The sequence below is a fragment of the Roseateles sp. genome (assembly GCF_039595595.1).
Lineage (GTDB): Bacteria > Pseudomonadota > Gammaproteobacteria > Burkholderiales > Burkholderiaceae_C > Roseateles.
This window is the reverse complement of the sequence record NZ_JBCNLG010000002.1, coordinates 445,346-461,938: the sequence shown is the minus strand read 5'-3', so window position 1 is coordinate 461,938 and position 16,593 is coordinate 445,346. Positions and strand designations below refer to the sequence as shown.

The 16,593-nt window shown below is 69.4% G+C and carries 15 protein-coding genes; 6 read left to right on the top strand and 9 right to left on the bottom strand.

Annotated elements, in window-relative coordinates; translation table 11 throughout:
* Positions 1 to 13: 13 nt before the first annotated feature.
* The 5 genes from ABDW61_RS04810 to ABDW61_RS04790 are packed head-to-tail and all read left to right on the top strand — an operon-like array spanning position 14 to position 3,668.
* Entirely contained in the window at positions 14 to 712 is a 699-nt protein-coding gene (locus ABDW61_RS04810) for an MtnX-like HAD-IB family phosphatase (protein WP_343636921.1), read from the top strand.
* On the top strand, positions 709 to 1,617 hold the full coding sequence (locus ABDW61_RS04805; RefSeq protein WP_343636713.1) for an alpha/beta fold hydrolase: 909 nt from the start codon (positions 709 to 711) through the stop codon (positions 1,615 to 1,617). The genes ABDW61_RS04810 and ABDW61_RS04805 overlap by 4 nt, the downstream gene beginning before the upstream one ends.
* Positions 1,614 to 1,982: an EamA family transporter gene (locus tag ABDW61_RS04800; protein ID WP_343636711.1), complete on the top strand. Its 369-nt coding sequence runs from the start codon at positions 1,614 to 1,616 to the stop codon at positions 1,980 to 1,982. Before ABDW61_RS04805 ends, ABDW61_RS04800 begins: the two co-directional genes overlap by 4 nt.
* Before the next feature lies 1 nt (position 1,983).
* Positions 1,984 to 2,391, top strand: coding sequence for an EamA family transporter (locus ABDW61_RS04795; RefSeq protein WP_343636710.1), 408 nt, complete (start codon positions 1,984 to 1,986; stop codon positions 2,389 to 2,391).
* 38 nt (positions 2,392 to 2,429) lie between these two features.
* Complete coding sequence (locus ABDW61_RS04790; protein WP_343636919.1) at positions 2,430 to 3,668, top strand: DegT/DnrJ/EryC1/StrS family aminotransferase; 1,239 nt, start codon at positions 2,430 to 2,432, stop codon at positions 3,666 to 3,668.
* Positions 3,669 to 3,689: 21 nt separating this feature from the next.
* On the opposite strand, the gene ABDW61_RS04785 is transcribed toward ABDW61_RS04790, so the two are convergent.
* The 4 genes from ABDW61_RS04785 to ABDW61_RS04770 all read right to left on the bottom strand — a co-directional run bounded on the left by ABDW61_RS04785 (position 3,690) and on the right by ABDW61_RS04770 (position 7,786).
* Positions 3,690 to 4,592 (bottom strand): hypothetical protein, encoded by a 903-nt coding sequence (locus tag ABDW61_RS04785; protein WP_343636708.1) that lies wholly within the window; start codon positions 4,590 to 4,592, stop codon positions 3,690 to 3,692.
* Entirely contained in the window at positions 4,589 to 5,647 is a 1,059-nt protein-coding gene (locus ABDW61_RS04780) for a peptidogalycan biosysnthesis protein (protein ID WP_343636706.1), read from the bottom strand. The genes ABDW61_RS04785 and ABDW61_RS04780 overlap by 4 nt, the downstream gene beginning before the upstream one ends.
* Complete coding sequence (locus tag ABDW61_RS04775; RefSeq protein ID WP_343636704.1) at positions 5,647 to 7,023, bottom strand: aminotransferase class III-fold pyridoxal phosphate-dependent enzyme; 1,377 nt, start codon at positions 7,021 to 7,023, stop codon at positions 5,647 to 5,649. The genes ABDW61_RS04780 and ABDW61_RS04775 overlap by 1 nt, the downstream gene beginning before the upstream one ends.
* Before the next feature lie 184 nt (positions 7,024 to 7,207).
* Positions 7,208 to 7,786: a YceI family protein gene (locus ABDW61_RS04770; protein ID WP_343636702.1), complete on the bottom strand. Its 579-nt coding sequence runs from the start codon at positions 7,784 to 7,786 to the stop codon at positions 7,208 to 7,210.
* A 245-nt stretch (positions 7,787 to 8,031) separates the two neighbouring features.
* On the opposite strand from ABDW61_RS04770, the gene ABDW61_RS04765 reads away from it, so the two are divergent.
* Complete coding sequence (locus tag ABDW61_RS04765; protein ID WP_343636700.1) at positions 8,032 to 10,209, top strand: LamG-like jellyroll fold domain-containing protein; 2,178 nt, start codon at positions 8,032 to 8,034, stop codon at positions 10,207 to 10,209.
* Between the two features lie 75 nt (positions 10,210 to 10,284).
* Here ABDW61_RS04765 and ABDW61_RS04760 read toward each other — a convergent pair whose 3' ends face one another.
* The 5 genes from ABDW61_RS04760 to ABDW61_RS04740 all read right to left on the bottom strand — a co-directional run bounded on the left by ABDW61_RS04760 (position 10,285) and on the right by ABDW61_RS04740 (position 16,545).
* Positions 10,285 to 11,379, bottom strand: coding sequence for a non-reducing end alpha-L-arabinofuranosidase family hydrolase (locus ABDW61_RS04760; protein ID WP_343636698.1), 1,095 nt, complete (start codon positions 11,377 to 11,379; stop codon positions 10,285 to 10,287).
* A gap of 20 nt (positions 11,380 to 11,399) precedes the next feature.
* A complete protein-coding gene (locus tag ABDW61_RS04755) occupies positions 11,400 to 13,547 on the bottom strand; it encodes a dockerin (RefSeq protein ID WP_343636696.1) in 2,148 nt (715 codons plus the stop codon).
* A 474-nt stretch (positions 13,548 to 14,021) separates the two neighbouring features.
* Positions 14,022 to 15,308: a glycosyl hydrolase family 28 protein gene (locus tag ABDW61_RS04750; protein ID WP_343636917.1), complete on the bottom strand. Its 1,287-nt coding sequence runs from the start codon at positions 15,306 to 15,308 to the stop codon at positions 14,022 to 14,024.
* A gap of 42 nt (positions 15,309 to 15,350) precedes the next feature.
* Complete coding sequence (locus tag ABDW61_RS04745) at positions 15,351 to 15,530, bottom strand: hypothetical protein (protein WP_343636694.1); 180 nt, start codon at positions 15,528 to 15,530, stop codon at positions 15,351 to 15,353.
* 577 nt (positions 15,531 to 16,107) lie between these two features.
* Positions 16,108 to 16,545: a hypothetical protein gene (locus tag ABDW61_RS04740; RefSeq protein WP_343636692.1), complete on the bottom strand. Its 438-nt coding sequence runs from the start codon at positions 16,543 to 16,545 to the stop codon at positions 16,108 to 16,110.
* Positions 16,546 to 16,593: the final 48 nt, after the last annotated feature.

Here is a 16,593-nt window from a genome sequence, read left to right as displayed (position 1 = left end):
CGACGAGAACCCGATGACCCGCCCCGACGCCGGTCCCCGCCGCGAGTGGACCATCCAGTGCGACTTCGACGGCACGATCAACCTGAGCGACGTGACCGACACGCTGCTGCAGCGTTTCGGCCGGCCGGGCTGGCAGGAATTGGAAGAGGCCTGGGAGCAAGGCCGCATCGGCTCGCGCGACTGCATGCAGGGGCAGGTCGCGCTGATGGACATGAGCCGCGAGGAGTTCGAGGCCGAGCTCGCCGGCATGCGCATCGATCCGGGCTTTCCGGCCTTCGTCGCCGAAGCGCAGCGCATGGGCATCCCGGTCCAGGTGATCAGCGACGGCCTGGACGCGGCGATCCACGCGATCCTCGCGCGCCATGGCCTGGGCCATCTGCCGGTCATCGCCAACCACCTGGTGCAGGACGCCCCGCGCCAGTGGAGGCTGCACACGCCGTGGAGCAATCCGCAGTGCACCAAGGCCAGCGCCAACTGCAAGTGCAGCCGGCTCGCCGCGCAGCGCGAGACCAGCCGCAAGGTGCTGTTCGTGGGCGATGGCAGCTCGGACTTCTGCGTCTCGGGCAAGGCGGACTTCGTGCTCGCCAAGGACCGCCTGGTCGAGCACTGCCGGCGCAATGGCATCGCGCATGCCGCCTTCACCGATTTCCACGAGGCCACCGCGCTGCTGACGGCCACCGTCGAGGGCCTGGCCCTGGAGGCCGCGCGATGACGCCGAATGAATTCCTGATGGCGGGCGAGGGCCCGAACGCCCGCACCGGCGTGCTGCTGATCCATGGCCTGTCCGGCACGCCGATGGAGATGCGCATCCTGGCGCGCGGCTTGAACGCCGCCGGCTTCACCGTGTTCGCCGTCCAGCTGGCCGGCCACTGCGGGACCATGGACGACCTGCTGAACTCCAGCTGGGCCGAGTGGCTGGGCAGCGCCCGCGAGGGCCTGGACTGGCTGGGCACGCAGGTGGACCGGGTCTTCGTCGGCGGCCTGTCGATGGGCTCGGTGCTGGCGCTGGCGCTGGCGGAGGAACGCCCGGCGCAGGTCGCCGGCGTGCTGGCGCTGTCGACCACCTTCCGTCATGACGGCTGGAGCATGCCGGTCTACACGCGGCTGTCCTTCCTGCTGCCGCTGCTGCGCTCGCTGGGCATCGGCCGCCACCGCCAGTTCATGGAGCTGCCGCCCTACGGCATCAAGGACGAGGGCCTGCGCGAGCGCGTCGTCGGCCAGATGCATGGCGGCGACAGCGCGGCGGCGGGCCTGCCCGGCAATCCGTGGTGGTCGGTGGCCGAGCTGCAGGGGCTGTCGGCCCATGTGCGGCGAAGGCTCGATCGCGTGCGCTCGCCCTGCCTGGTGGTGCACGCGCGCCATGACGACATCGCCAGCATGTCCAACGCGCTCGACATCCAGCAGCGCGTGCGCCTCGCGCCGGTGGAGCTGCTGCTGCTGGACGACTGCTATCACATGATCACGATCGACCGCGAGCGGCGCACCGTGATCGCGCGCTGCGTCGAGTTCATGCAGCAGCACGCGCCGGCCAGGCCGGCCGCGTCCGCCGCGCCGGAGACCGCCGCCGGGCCCGACACGGAGCGCGCCCGCGCGCGCACGGCCGGGAGCCCGGCATGACGCCGCTGGTCATGGTGCTGTGGGCCGTCAACGTCGTGCTCGACAGCGTCGGCCAGATCGCCTTCAAGGCGGCCGCGGCCGATCCGCGGGCGCATGCGCTGGACGGCCTGGCGCGCTGGCGCGCGATGGCCTCGCGGCCCTGGCTCTGGGTCGGCATCGGCAGCTATGTCGCCGAGTTCCTGGTCTGGATCGCCTTCCTGTCGCTGGTGCCGCTGTCCGATGGCGTGCTGCTGGGCTCGATCAACATCGTCGCGGTGATGGTGCTGGGCCGCGTCCTCTTCCATGAACGCCTGACCCCGCTGCGCGTGGCGGGCGTGGCGCTGGTGTCCATCGGCGTGGCCGTGGTCGGCCTGGGAGGACGCTGAGATGCGGCGCTTCTACCTCGTGGGCTTCGTGCTGCTGCTGAGCTTCGACACGGTGGCGCAGCTCAGCCTCAAGTTCGTCGGTGACCAGGCGCTGCCGGTGGAGATGTCGGCCGCGTGGCTCGCGCGCGTGCTCGGGGAGCCCTGGATCCTCGGCGCGCTGGCCGGTTATGTCGGCGCGTTCTTCACGTGGATGACGCTGCTCAAGCATGCGCCGATCGGGCCGGCCTTCGCCGCCTCGCATCTGGAGATCGTGACGGTGATGGGGGCGTCGGCGCTGCTCTTCGACGAGCGCCTGCACTGGCCGCAGTTGGTCGGCGCGGCGCTGATCATCCTGGGCATCGTGCTGCTGGCGATGAGCGAATCCGAAGAGGCCGCCGGGACGGTCGCGCCGGAAGGGGCGCCGGCTTGAGGCCCACCGGGTCCGGCCGTCCGCCGTTCCCGGGCACGATGCCGCCGACGGCCGGGTTGCCGCTGCGCGCGGCCGACTGGCTGCCGGGCGCCCCCGGCTTCGAGGAGGCGCTCGCGCGCTTCCTGGGCGTCGAGGCCGTGCAGATCGCGTGCTCTGGCACGGCCGCATTCGTCGCCACGCTGGAGGCGCTGCACCGGCGCTCGCCGGGGCGCGATGGCGTGATCGTGCCGGCCTACACCTGCCCGTTGATGGCGCTGGCGGTCGCGCACTGCGGGCTGCGCCTGCTGCCCTGCGACCTGCTGCCAGCGTCGCTCGACCTGGATCCCGCCGCGCTCGAGCGCCTTTGCGATGGCCGGACGCTGGCCGTCGTGCCGACGCATCTGGCCGGGCGGGTCACCGACGTGCCGTCGGCGCGGCGCATCGCGCATGCCGCCGGCGCCTGGGTCATCGAGGACGCGGCCCAGGCGCTCGGCGCGACCGTGGGCGGGCAGACCGTCGGCCTTCAGGGCGACGTGGGCTTCTTCAGCCTGGCCGTGGGCAAGGGGCTGTCGATCTTCGAAGGCGGCGTGCTGGTGGCCAGGCGGCCCGAGCTGCATGCCGAGATCGGCACCCGGCTCGCCGCGCAGCGCGGCGGCTGGCTGCATGACCGGCTCTGGGACGGACGGCGCACGCTGGAGCTGCTCGCCTACACGGCGCTGTACCGGCCTTCGACGCTGGATTGGGTCTATGGGCGGCCGCTGCGGCGGGCGCTCGCGCGGCGCGATTGGATCGAGGCCGCGGGCGATGATTTCGACGCGAGCATTCCGCTGCATCCGGTGGGCCGGTGGCGCCGCGGTGTGGGCGCGCGGGCGCTCGCGCGGCTGCCCGATTTCCTCGCCGCGACCGAGGCGCAGGCGCAGCGCCGCTTGAAGCTGCTCGACGCCATCCCCGGCCTGACGCTGATCCGCGATTCAGTGCAAGGCGGTACGGCCGCGGGGGCCGGCGCGCCGCGCGGCACCTGGCCAGTGCTGCTCGCGCTGATGCCCAGCGGCGCGGCGAGGGACGCGCTGCTCGACGCGCAATGGGGCGAAGGCAGCGGCCTGGCACTGCCCTTCGTCCACGCCTTGCCCGACTACACGCGCTATGCGCCGGCAGTGCCCGCGATGGCGGCGGGCGAGATTCCGCGAGCGCGCGATCTCGCCGCGCGACTCTTCTCGATCAGCAACAGCCCCTGGCTGGACGACGCGCGTTTCGCGCATCTGCTGACGGCCATCAGGCGCGCGATCGGCGCGGGCTGATCGCCGAAGCCGCTGGCGCGCTCAGCGCGTCCGGCGCGCGAGCGCCTCCTGGATGCAGAGGTTGACCACGCCTTGACGCTGCTGCCAAGCCTGCAGCGCCGCGCCCTCGGCCGGTGGCGCCTGACCGTCGGCCGAGCTCAGCCAGCGCTTCCACGCGGTGCGGTAATGCCAGCTCGACACCTCGCCGCAGACGTCGCTGCCGACCACCGTGCCGGCCAGCGCGTCGCAGACGGCGTCCAGGTGCGGCAACCGCAGCTCGCCCTGGTCCCAGTTGGTCTTGAGCACGTCCTCGGAGAACGCGTCCTTGTCGATGCTCAGGTAGGTCGGCGCACGCGCGGCGCGCAGCGTCTCGCACAGCGCCTGGATCAGCGTGTCGACGTCCTTGAAGGACCGGAAGGCGGCGGACAGCCCGAGCCATCGCGCCCAGCCCGTGTCGACGCCGGCGCTCCAGTAGCTGAGCTTGCCCCGGCGCAGCGGCGTCAGGTAGTTCTCCCACGCATGGGCCAGGCCGATGTCGCCCGAGGTGATGCCCGCGACATGCACATGCGCGACCTCCGGCATCAGCGCGACGCGCCGCACCCAGGAGCCGCAGTGCACGCCCCAGGGGAAGCGCATGTTGTCGGGATGGTTGTCCAGCACGACCAGGCGCAGCGGCTGGGCGCTGGTGGCGCGCAGCGCCGCGACGCAGCGCTGCACCAGCGGCCAGCTCAGGTGGTGGAAGTCGCCGCTGCCGAAGAACACGGTGCCGTGGTCGTGGAAGCGCGGCATGCGCTGATCCAGGTCGCGGCGCAGCCAGCGCATGTCGCGCAGCGTGCAGCCGAAGCGGTAGGCCTCGTGCCACTGCGCCGAGAAGCTCAGCCGAAGCTCCTTGGGCAGCGGCGCGACCGAGGCGTCGAAATCGAGGATGACCGGCGGCCGGTTCATGACGCCGCCTTCCAGTCCTTGTCGTTCTCGAAGTGCCGCGAGAAGCGGCGCGCCACCGCGCGCAGCAGCGGGTTGCGCACATAGACCGCGTGGCGCGTGAAGGTGAAGCGCGCGCCCAGGCTGGCCTTGACCTGCGGGTCGGTCCAGCCGGCGACGTAATGCGTGAGCTGGCGTTCGAGCGCGTATTCCAGGTTGACCACCCAGCTGACGAAGTAGAGGTTGAGCTCGCGCGCGGCCGGGTAGGACAGGCCGATGTACTTGTCCACCAGCCGGCCGCCCTGCTCGTAGCAGAGGTTCCAGCCGACGAGCGCGTCATCCCCGGCGCGGCGGTATTCGAAGACGATGCCGCCGCTGGTGCCGTCCTGCAGCGCGCGGCGGAAGAAGGGCAGCGTCAGCTTGTCGAAGTGGATCTCGCTTTGCGCGTACACGGCCTCGTAGAGCGCGAAGTAGGCGTCGATGGTGGCGGGATCGGAGAAGCGCAGCCCGGTCGGGATGCGGCGCACGCGCAGCTGCTCGCGGCTGCGCAGCTTGCGGCGGATGTCCTTGCGGCGGCCCGCCGACAGGCGCGACAGGTAGGTGTCGATGCTGTCGAAGTCGATGGCCATGTAGGCCAGCGCCTGGCCTTCGACCAGCACGTAGCCGCGGCGCTCGCAGGCGTCGGCCAGCGCGCGCGCGTGGCGGTTGTCCTCGTCGAGCAGCAGCGGCGAGTCCTGCGGCAGGTCCTTCAGGATGGCGAGCTTGAAGGCGCGGCGCGCCGCGAGCTCGGCCACGCCGGCGGCCAGGCGGTCGGCGTCCGCGTCACGGGGCAGTGGCGCGTACTCGCTGACGGTGGTGCCGACGAAGAGCGTGCGCACCTTCAGCGCGCGCGACCACCAGCCGAAGAGCGGCAGCCGGCGCAGCCGCGCGCGCAGCGCGTCGTCGGCGGTGGTCAGCAGGTCGAAGCGCGCCTCGAAGGCGGGCAGGGGCAGGGCGTCGATCACGCGGAAGCCCTCGGGCGGGGCGGCCGCGAAGCCTTCCAGCAGCCCTTGGGGCTCGAGCTGATTGCGCCAGCGCATCACGCCTTTTTGGCGCGCGTGAGCAGTTGGTCGAGCAGCACCATCGCCTCGTCGATCTCGGCGCGGGTGATCATCAGCGACGGGGCGAAGGTGATCACGTTCTTGTAGTAGCCGCCGACGTCCAGCACCAGGCCGCGCTGCTGGCCCTTGTACTCGAGCGTGCCCTCCAGGCCGATGTCGACCATCTTGTCGAGCAGCGCGCGGTTGGGCGTGAAGCCGTCCTCGGTGCAGATCTCGGCGCGCAGCGCCAGGCCCATGCCGTCGACGTCGCCGATCTCGCGGTGGCGCTTCTGCAGCTCGCGCAGGCCTTCCAGGAAGTAGGCGCCGCGCTCGCGCACCTGGGCGCCGAAGTCGATCTCGTGGGTCATCTTCATGACCTCCAGGCCCAGGGCCGTGCCCAGCGGGTTGGAGGCGAAGGTCGAATGCGTCGAGCCGGGCGGGAAGATGGTCGGGTTGATCAGTTCCTCGCGGGCCCACAGGCCGGACAGCGCGTTCAGGCCGTTGGTCAGCGCCTTGGCGAAGACCAGCACGTCGGGTTTGACGCCGAAGTTCTCGACCGACCACAGCGTGCCGGTGCGCCAGAAGCCCATCTGGATCTCGTCGACGACGAGCAGCACGCCGTGCTGGTCCAGCACCTGCTTCAGGCCCTTGAAGAAGTTGGCGGGCGGGACGACGTAGCCGCCGGTGCCCTGGATGGGCTCGACGTAGAAGGCCGCGTACTCGCACTGGCCGGTCTTGGGGTCCCAGATGGCGTGGTACTCGTTCTCGAACTTGCGGGCGAACTCGCGCACGATCTGGTCGGCGTACTCCTCGGCCGTCATGCCCTTGGGGCGGCGGAAGGGGTAGGGGAAGGGGATGAACTGGGCGCGGTCGCCGAAGTGGCCGAAGCGGCGGCGATAGCGGTAGCTGGAGGTGATGGACGAGGCGCCGAGCGTGCGGCCGTGGTAGCCGCCCTCGAACGCGAACATCAGGCTCTTGCCGTTGGAGGCGTTGCGCACGACCTTGAGCGAGTCCTCGATGGCCTGGGCGCCGCCGACGTTGAAGTGCACGCGGCCGGCGTGGCCCCACTTGCGCTGGGCGTCCTCGGCGATGAACTTGGCGAGCTCGATCTTGGTGGGGTGCAGGTACTGGCTGGCGATCTGCGGCAGCGTCTGCAGCTGGCGGATCATGGTCTCTTCCAGGCGCGGATTCTTGTAGCCGAAGTTCACGGCGGAGTACCACATCTGGAGATCCAGATACTGGGTGCCGCGCTCGTCGATCATGTAGCTGCCGTTGCAGTCCGAGAAGACCTTGGGCGGATTCACGTAATGGACGGTGTCGCCGTGGGAGCAGTATTTCGCTTCGTCGGCCAGCAGTTGCTTGATGTCGGGGCTCATGGGGATCGCGGTTCCAAAGGCAAAGACCTGTCGCCAGTCTCGAAGGCCTGTATGGAGATGCCGTCGGGAATTTATGGAGGGTCTGTGGAGAGGGCCCGTCCTCGGGGAAAGGCCGCCGCCCGTGTTGCCGCGAAGTGTGGAACAGCGGCCGGAGTGGCCGCGTGAGGAGCGCGTCAAGAGCGTGTCATTCCTTGGCGACGGCCTCGACCTGGATGCGCAGGTTCACGGTCATGTCGAAGCCGTAGTCCTTGCCGGCGGCCAGGCCGAAGTCCTCGCGGTTGAAGCTGCCGGAGGCGTCGGCGCCGCAGTAGTCGCGCTTGAGCATCGGGTGGGGGATGCACTTGAGCCGATGGATGGTCAGCGTCACAGGGCGGGTCCTGCCGTTCAGGCTGAGCTCGCCGGCGACCTGGGTGGGCACGCCGTCCCTGGCGCCGTCGAAGCGGCCCTTGAAGCTGGCGCTGGGGTTCTTGTCGACGTTGAAGAAGTCCTTGCCCCTGGCCCAGCCGTTCATGGCGTCCAGGCCGAAGTCGACGGACGAGAGGTCCATCTGGACGTCGACGCTGCCGGCGCCGGTGGCCTTGTCGTAGACGATGGTGCCGGCGCTCTTGTTGAGCTTGCCACGCCAGTGAGACAGGCCCATATGGTCGGCCTCGAAGCTGGGGTAGGTGTGCGCCGGGTCGATGGCGTAGGTGACGGGGGCGGCCTGCGCGGTGGCCAGCGCGGAGGCGGCGAACAGGGCGTGGAGCAGCAGCAGCGGTTTCATGGTCGGTCCTTGTCTGAAGAAGCTTGGGCCGGAGCGCCTGTCTTGACGACGAACCGCGCGGGCGGAAATCGACAGCGCGGCACCGCGGCAGCATGGCCGCCGGGGTCGCCCGGTGCAACGCCTGGTAAGCGGCGCCTCGAAACGCACGCGGTGAAGATTCGGTGCCAAGCCCGGGCGTACAACGCCATGGCGCGCACGATGCCTTCGCACGTGGCGGCGATCGGCACCCTTCAACCAGGCTCGTCATGACCCTCAAGCACGACACTCATCCCGACCTTTCCCGGCGCGCGCTTGTCGCGGGTCTTGGCGCGCTCCCCGCCATGCCGCTGCTGGCCAGCGGCCCCGCCTCGGCGCAAACGGGCGCGACGCCGGCCTCGGTGAGCGGCGTCTTCCGCCATCCCGGACTGCTGATGGCGCAGACGGACTTCAAGCGCATCCGCGATCTCATCGCCGCCGGAGCGCAGCCCTGGACCGACTGGTGGAACAAGCTGTGCGCCGACCGGGCCACCGCGCTGGACGTCCAGCCCAATCCCCAGGCCGAGGTCTATCGCGCCGACAGCAGCAAGTACGCGATGTACCGGGACATCCAGCGCGCCTGGTGTCTGGCGCTGCGCTGGAAGCTCTCGGATGACCCGCGCTATGCCGACAAGGCGGTGGAAACGCTGGATGCCTGGTCGGAGAAGCTCAAGGTCATCGGCACCGTGCGGCCGGGGTCGACCGCGCATGACGATCACACTTTCATCCTGCTGGCCGGCATGCAGGGCCACCAGTGGGCCCAGTCCGGCGAGCTGCTGCGCGACTATCGCGGCTGGCCGCGCGCCAACCTGGCGCGGTTCCAGCACATGCTGAGCACGGTCTTCGCGCCCATCTCGGCGGCCTTCCTGAGCGAAGGACGGCTGGGCTCGCATGCCAACTGGGAGATGGCCTCGCTGTGCGGCGCGCTGGCCATCGGCGTGTTCTGCGACAAGCCCGAGCTGTACCGCCTGGCCTGCGACGTGTACGCGGGCAACAACCGCGGCAAGCTGCGCAACTTCGGCAACGGCTCGATCGTGCATGGCGTCTATTTCCTGCACCCGGGCCATCTCGGCCAGTGGGAGGAGAGCGGCCGCGACCAGGGCCACTCGACGCTGGGCATGTCGCTGGGCGGCGATCTGCTGGAGATGGCCTGGAACCAGGGCGACGACCTCTACGGCATGCACAACAACCGCTTCCTCGCCGCGGCCGAGTACGTCGCCCGCTCGAACCTGCTGGACGAGCACGGCCGGACTTATCCGATGCCGTTCTCGCGCGAGCACGACCCGTCGCAGCCGCATCCATCGATGTGGAAGGCCGTCAACCAGTCCTTCCAGCATGGCCGCAACGCCTGGGAGCCGATCTTCAATCACTACGTCAACCGCATGGGACTGGCCGCGCCGAACGTGGCGCGCATGGTGGTCCAGTGCGAGCCGAACTACTGGTCGGGCGGAGGCGATGACATGGTCTTCCCGACGCTGACGCACCGGCGGACCGCCTACGCGGGGCCGATGAAACCGCCGTCGGGACTCATCGCGCCGGTGCGCGACGGACGTCCGGTGCTGTCGTGGTGGGGCAGCGTCGGCGCGCACTCCTACGTGGTCAAGCGCGGCGCGAAGGCGGGCGGGCCCTTCACGCACCTGGCGACCATCGCCGCGGGCCAGTTGCTCACCTACACCGACAGCCCGGCTCCGGGCGTCTGGTTCTATCAGGTCACCGCGCTGGGCGGCGGGAGCGCCAGCGCCAGTTCCAACATCGCGCGCGCCGCGGTGCCGGGCGAGCCGCGCCTGTCGATGCCGCTCAATGGCGTGAACGGCACGGGCACGGCGGGCATGTTCCAGAGTCCCGCGGGCGGCTGGTCCGTGGTCGAAGGCAAGCTGCTGGACGGCGCGGTGTGGGGCGAAGGCCGTCTCAACGATCAGGCCATCGTCTTCGACGGCAAGAAGGCGGGGCTGCAGTTGCCCTCAGGGATCTTCAGCGGCCTGGACGACTTCAGCGTGTCGATGTGGGCCTATGCGAACTCGCTGCACTGGGACAGCTCGCTCTTCTTCGTCGGCCAGGATGATTTCTCGAGCATGGCGATCGTGCCCCAGGCGGGGAACGGCATGCGCTTCGTGATCTTCGGCGCCGGCTTCAACGATGCGCAGGTCGTGGAGGCGCCCGGCTTCATGCCCATCCGGCGCTGGGTCCATGTGGCGGTGACGCTCAAGGGCACCACCGGGCGGCTCTATCTCGATGGCAAGGAGGTGGCGGCTTCCCACGAGATCCTGCTTTCGCCGCGCCAGGTGGGGGATCAGGTGGCCTTCCTGGGCCGCAACTGGGCGCATCCTTCCTTCAATGGCCGCATCCAGGGCCTGCGCATCAACGCCGGCGCGCTGAGCGCCGCGGAGATCGCCACGCTGGCGAAGTGAGCCGCGCGGCCGGGGCGGCCGGGGCGGCTCGCGCCCTCCGGCCGCGTGGCGAGGATCACCGCCCCGCGCGGGTCATCAGCGTTTGCACAGATCGCTGATGGCGTTGCGGCCGGTGGCCGTGATGAGGCCCAGGCGATAAGGCAGCTCGATGTACTCGTACTTCTTGCCGGGCACCATGTCCAGGCCCTGGTAGAGGAACTGGAGCGGCTTGCACGGATCGATCGTGAGCGTCTGATCGATGCCCGCGCGGACCATCTCGCCGTGAGAGACGCCCTCCGACCAGACGCGGCCCTTGAACTTGACGTTCGAGGCGCCCGCGAACAGGTTCATGTCGCTGCCCGGGATGGGGCGCCATTCGCCGTCCAGGCGGTCAGCCAGCCAGGCACGGAAGTAGCGGCCGTCCGCACGCATCGCCTCGACCAGGGTCAGGTACTGCCCGCTGCCCTCGATCCGATAGGTGTTGCTCGCCTCGAAGAGGTCTTCGCGGCGCTCCTTCATCGCGACCACCGGCGTGGAGAAGCCCCGGGGGAATTGCTCGATCGAGGTCTCCGCGCGGAAGAAGCTGCCGTTGTCGTTGGTGAAGAAGAGATGGCACTTGCGCTCGTCGCAGATGATCCAGAAGTCCAGCCACCCGGCTTGGCCCTTGTCGTCCTTCACGTTGTCGGGAACGGCCGCGTAGAAGGGCTTCGGGGCCGTCCATGAACGGGGATCCGCCACGTTCGTGGTGGTGGAGTACATCGGATCGCCGCCCTGGTAGATGAGGTACCAGAGCTTCTGCGGCGCGAAATAGAAGACCTGCGGCGCGGCGCGGTAGCCGGGACCGATGGGCGACTTGTCGAGCATGAAGATCGGCGCCTGCGGCGCGTCCTTCCAGTCGGCGAAGCTCGTGTAGGCCAGGCCCCAGCCGCCCGCGCCGGCGGTGGTGAAGAAGACGTGGTACCGGTTGTCGTGGAAGACGATGGACGGATCCTTGACGCCGAACAGCTGGTCCGCGCCGGCGGGCGGGCGGATCAGGGGCTCGCTGGATTCCCAGGCGAAGGGCGGCGGCGGAGTCGTGGCCGGGTGAGCGGCCCGTTCAGCCGCCGATTCAGCCGCCGGTTCAGCCGCGTGGGCGGAAGAACCCAAGGCCGTGAAGCAGGCGAGCCACAGGGCGGGCCATCGGCGTGTCATCGAGAGGTGCTGGCGCATGTTCAGTTGCTGTAGAGGAGGCCGCGGCCGGTGCCGCTGACGTAGATGCGGCCGTAGAGATTCTGGTCCGCCGCCATCACGCCGATGCCGCCGAACTGGTGGGCGTCGTCGTTGAAGCGGGTCCAGGTGGCGCCGCCGTCGTCGGAGCGATAGACGCCCCAGACGCCGCTGACGGTGCCCACCACGTACACCGCGGCCGGGTACGGTGCGCCGGCCTTGGCCTTGCCCAGTGCCACGATGCTCGCGCCTTGCAGGTCGGGCCAGGGGTTGCCGCTTTGCACCGACGCGAACTGGCTGAGCTTCTGCCAGCTCGCGCCCGAGTCCACCGAGTGGTACAGCGCGTTGCCGTCGGCCAGCCAGATGTCGCCCTCGACGTTGGGGTTGACCGCCATCGAGGTGACGCCCCAGCCGTTCGGGGCGAGCGAGGCCGTGACCGAGCCCTGGCTCAGCGCGAAGCTGTGGCCGCCGTCGGTGGAGACGTAGAAGCGGCCGGCGGATGCCCACCAGGCGCCGCCCGAGTCGTAGGCATAGACCTTGTTCGGATTCTTGCGATCGGCCGCCAGGCGGTAGCCGCGGTTCCAGCCGACGGCCGCCAAGGCCGGCAGATTGGTCGCGGTCCAGGTGGCGCCGTTGTCGGTGGTGTACGAGGGCACGGAGTTCGCGGGTGCCCAGACGGCCTTGTTGCGCGCGGTGACGGCCATGCTGGATTCGCTGGAGGTGTTGGTCGCGGCGCCGGCGGGCAGGCTCGCGAAGGTGGTCCAGGTCTTGCCGCCGTCGCCGGACCAGTAGCCGGTGCCGGTGTTGCTCGAGTTGATGGCGCCGGAGGCGGCGATGTATTGCGGATCGGACCAGGCCATGTCGGCCGAGATGCCGTTGCTCCAGCCCAGTCCCGGCGCGCGTGTCGGCTTGGCCGCGACGTCCGTGTGCACCCAGGTGCCGACGTCGCCCGAGCTGTTGATCAGCAGGTAGGACGCGCCGGACGGCGGCGCCATGATGGACTGCGCGGCGATTTCCTCGATGCCGGCGATGTTGCCGTGCCAGGTCGGCGTGGTGGACGAGGCATTGCGCGTCTCGACGATGCCGCCGCCGTGCACGTGCAGGATGTGGTCGCGGTTGGAGGGATCGATCTCGACGTCGTCGACCCAGCCCGAGGCGGTCTCGCCGGGCATGGTGGCCTCGATCTCGCGCCAGGTCAGGCCGCCGTCGTCGGACAGCTGCACGATCTGCTGGCCGCTCCAGCTGCCCCAGGAGTTGGTCACGCCCAGCGCGATGCGCGTGCTGGCGCCGCTGCCGTGGACGGACAGGCCACCCAGGCCGAAGTTGGTGCCGCCGTTGGGGTCCTCGCTCTTGAGCAGGGTCCAGGTGGTGCCGTCGAACTTGTAGAGACGAGCCGGGCCGCCGGCGCCCGGGCCCGCGTCCTTGGTGAACACGATGTAGAGCGGACCGTCGGCGGAGCGCACGATGTGCGGGATGTGGTAGCCCGAGACCGGCGTGGTGAGCGCGGTCCAGCTGGCGCCGCCGTTGGTGGACCGGTACAGGTTGGAGCCCAGGCCGGCGACGCTGGCGTAGTCCGGCGCGACGGCGGCGTAGAGCGTTTGTGTCGCGGTGCCGGTGCCCTTGGTGCCGGTGTCGGCGACGACCAGCTCGATGCCCATCGCGCTGCCGCCCGCGGCCTTGATCTGGTCCTGGGTCATCTTGACGCTCGACAGCGAGGTGACCTGGGCCCAGGTGCGGCCCGAGTCCGCGCTCTTCCAAAGGCCCGCGGTGCGCGAGCCGTAGAACAGCGTCGACGGCTTGTTGGGGTCGACCATCAGGCGCTCGCCCATGGCGCGGCCGCCGTTGTTGCCGCCGGTGGAGAAGGGCAGGTTGACGAAGGTCCAGTGGTCGCCGCGATCGCTGGAGATGTAAAGGCGCGCGTCGGCCTTGTCGGTGTTGTACATGCCGGCCGCCATGTAGACGAGCCGGTCGTCGTTGGGATCGACGGCCATGCTTTCGATGCCGTGATAGGAGCTCTCCGCCCCGCCGAAGCCCAGGCCATCGGTGATCGGCGTCCACGAGGAGGCGGTTTGATTCCAGCGGTAGGCGCCGCCGATGTCGGTGCGCGCGTACAGGACGTTCGCCGAAGTCGGATGGAACACGAGCCCGGTCACGTAGCCGCCACCGCCGAAGGTGAGGCTGTTCCAGGTCGTGGCGGCTGCCGGAGCGGGGGCCGGAGCAGGCGCTGGAGCTGGACCAGGCGCCGGAGCGGGGTCAGGCGTCGGCGCTGGAGCGGGAGCAGGGCCGGGCGCAGGTGCGGGATCGGACGCCGGGCTCGACGCGGCGGGTGCGGGCGCAGGAGCGGCTGCGGGCGGGGTGCCGGAGCCGACCGCCGGGTTGGGGCTCGGCGCGTCGCTGGTGCCGGAGCTTCCGCCGCCTCCGCAGGCGGCGAGGCTGGCTGCGACGATGGACAGGGCGACGAGCCGTTGAGTAGAGGTGGTCATGGGTGGCCGAGGGGAGGGGGACGGACGGGGGGCGTTGAGCGTTGATATTGCGCTATATCAATCGCTCATATTAAGTTCGAGCGACGCATTAACTCTTTCAGGAAAACACCTATCGGGGCGCCGACGAGCGGCGCCCGGTGGCGGTCAGATGGGGGAATTCGGCAAGACGGAGCTCAGCGGCACGAAGGCCTTGCTGCAGTCGACGCTGGCGGCGGTGCCCGGGGTGCCTGTGACGGTCACGTCGGTTGACGGCGAGGCCGCGATCGCGGAGGCGAAGCTCACTGGACCGGGTCCGAACGTGAAGTGGACGTTCGCCGGCAGCGTCGAAGGGCCGCCGTTGTGGCCGGTGTCGAAGGTGGGCTGCTTGCCGTCGAAGACGACGTTGTCGAGCGTGATCGTGAGGGGGTTGTTCTGCCCGTTGAGCGCATAGCCCGCGAAGGTCATGAGTCCGCCGCCGTACTTCGCGCTGCCCAGGGAGTGGACGCCGCTGAGCTTGATGCCGTTGAAGTTCGGGTACTTCGATCCGGTCGCGCTGCTGTAGAAGGGATCGAACACGAGGGGCCGGCGCAGGTTGCGCAGGCAGATCTGGCTGTAGCTCACGTTGTGCACGTTGCCGCCGCGCGAGGCGTCCGACTTGATGCGAAGCCCGTTGCCATTGGGGCTGTCGTAGCCGTCGATGGACAGGTCGATCACGGCCAGGTCGCTCAGGCCGGCGTCGGTTTCGCTGCCGATGGACATGCCGTGGCCGTAATAGAAGTGGTTGTGCGCGAAGGTCAGCTGGGTCGATGCCGGGCTTCCGCCGGCCTTGACGGCGACGTCGTCGTCGCCGGTGCTGATGTACGAGTAGGCGAGGAGGACCTTGCTGGAGGTGCCGGGGTCGAAGCCATCGGTGTTCTTCACGGTGTCGGGCGTGAAGCAGGTGGCGGGGGTCAGCACGTCGGGGGTCGTGCCTGCGGGGCAGGCGTAGCTGGGCTTCGTGTAGACGGCGCTGGGCGAGAGGATCTTGATGCCCCAGGCGGTGACGCCGGAGACGCCGCTGGTGACGATGTGGAAGTTCGGCGAGTTCTGGACGGTGATGTTGTGGAGCGTGAAGTTGCTGCCCTTGTTCACCTGGATCAGGCGGGGGTTCTGCTGGTTCAAGCCGCTCTTGCTCTGCCAGGCGACGTCCCACCAGCTGCGCTTGCCGGCGTTGGGGCCGCTGGTGAGCAGGCTGCCGCCGCGGCCGTCGATGGCGCCGCCGCCGACGATGCCGCTGTTGATGGTGCCGCTGGCGAGGATGAACGGATTGCAGGCGTTGGGGTCGGACGAGGTGGCGGTGCCGCAGCTGCCGGGGCCGTTGTCGAAGTCGGCTGGATTGCGTGAGGCGAAGAGCGTCACGTTGGTGTCGATCCAGAGCTGGACGCCGGACTTCAAGGTCAGCGGGCCGCTCAGGAAGCCGGTTTCGCCGGAGGCGCCCGCGATGAGCTTGACCGCCTAGCCGGCGGGGCAGTTCGAGATGGCCTGCTGGATCCGGCTCGTGTCGGGCTGGGAGTTGGCGGGGTTGCTGTCGAAGCTGTCGACGGAGCCGCCGACCGGCGTGAACGAGGCACGCAGAGTCGCGCAAGGGGTGGAGGGGAGCGCGGGCTCGGTCACGGTGCCCCATTGGGTGGTCACCGGGGCGCCCGAAGAGGGGGCGGGCGCGGGAGACGGTGCCGGCGCTGGAGCCGGTCCTGGTGCTGGCGCGGGCGCAGGCGAAGGAGCTGGCGTAGGAGCGGGGGCCGGAGCCGGTGACGGCGCCGGACTCGGGCTCGGGCTTGGGCTCGGGCTTGGGCTCGGGCTTGGGCTTGGGCTTGGGCTCGGATCTGGCGTTGGAGCCGCGGTCGGGCTCGGAGCCGGCGCCGGATTCGGCGTGGGGGCAGGGGTCGGTGACGGCGTCGGGGACGCACTCGCGACGGTGGTGTCAGAACCCGAGCCGCCACCGCCGCACGCGGCGACGGCCAGGCAGAGCGCCGAGACAACCATGAAACGGCCATTCATCGAGCGACGAGGCGTGACTGTCGCGACGACGCGCGCCGTGGAAATCTCAGCGTCCATGTTTCTTGAGGGAGGAAAAAGCCACCGGACCTTAACGATTCCCCATCCGCAAGACTTGACCGGACTGTGACCAATGGTGGTCAACTGAATCGATTGGCAACCAGGGTCAGGCGCGGACGCTGAATTGGTTCGGGCTCCTGATCGGCGGCGGCACCAATCATCTGTCCTGCTTGCGATTCACCTTGACCGACATCTCTTGCGTATTCCCCTGCAAGGGCTCCCCGTTCGTCAGCGTCAGAGTACCCATCAACGATCCGTCCTTCAGGGCACCTTTGAACGCTCCAACCGAAAGCACCGGGGCCTCAGCCATGGGAACATCGAAGGTCAGGTCACCCGTGCGCAGATCCAGATGTCCATTGAAGATCGGACGGGGCGATTTATCGCAGTTGCCGTCAACCAGCCTGAGCAAGCCGGTGATATTTGAACGCGCCGACTTGCCTCGGATCGCCCAAAGCTCGATGTCGAAGCCTCCACAGTCCTGGGACTGCGAAGACTGCCGGATATCGGAGTAGAGCCCCAGATATTCAAACTCCACCGCTTGGGCATTGAAGGCGAGGGCGGCAAATATGAGGGGGATGAATGCGTTGATACGCATGGGGAAATCCATTCAAAGTCCGGGTGTTGGCTGGATGCCGATCCACAG

Coding starts and splice junctions, on each gene's coding strand:
- ABDW61_RS04810 (WP_343636921.1), top strand. CDS start 14: ATGACCCGCCCCGACGCCGGTCCCCGCCGCGAGTGGACCATCCAGTGC.
- ABDW61_RS04805 (WP_343636713.1), top strand. CDS start 709: ATGACGCCGAATGAATTCCTGATGGCGGGCGAGGGCCCGAACGCCCGC.
- ABDW61_RS04800 (WP_343636711.1), top strand. CDS start 1,614: ATGACGCCGCTGGTCATGGTGCTGTGGGCCGTCAACGTCGTGCTCGAC.
- ABDW61_RS04795 (WP_343636710.1), top strand. CDS start 1,984: ATGCGGCGCTTCTACCTCGTGGGCTTCGTGCTGCTGCTGAGCTTCGAC.
- ABDW61_RS04790 (WP_343636919.1), top strand. CDS start 2,430: ATGCCGCCGACGGCCGGGTTGCCGCTGCGCGCGGCCGACTGGCTGCCG.
- ABDW61_RS04785 (WP_343636708.1), bottom strand. CDS start 4,592: ATGAACCGGCCGCCGGTCATCCTCGATTTCGACGCCTCGGTCGCGCCG.
- ABDW61_RS04780 (WP_343636706.1), bottom strand. CDS start 5,647: ATGCGCTGGCGCAATCAGCTCGAGCCCCAAGGGCTGCTGGAAGGCTTC.
- ABDW61_RS04775 (WP_343636704.1), bottom strand. CDS start 7,023: ATGAGCCCCGACATCAAGCAACTGCTGGCCGACGAAGCGAAATACTGC.
- ABDW61_RS04770 (WP_343636702.1), bottom strand. CDS start 7,786: ATGAAACCGCTGCTGCTGCTCCACGCCCTGTTCGCCGCCTCCGCGCTG.
- ABDW61_RS04765 (WP_343636700.1), top strand. CDS start 8,032: ATGACCCTCAAGCACGACACTCATCCCGACCTTTCCCGGCGCGCGCTT.
- ABDW61_RS04760 (WP_343636698.1), bottom strand. CDS start 11,379: ATGACACGCCGATGGCCCGCCCTGTGGCTCGCCTGCTTCACGGCCTTG.
- ABDW61_RS04740 (WP_343636692.1), bottom strand. CDS start 16,545: ATGCGTATCAACGCATTCATCCCCCTCATATTTGCCGCCCTCGCCTTC.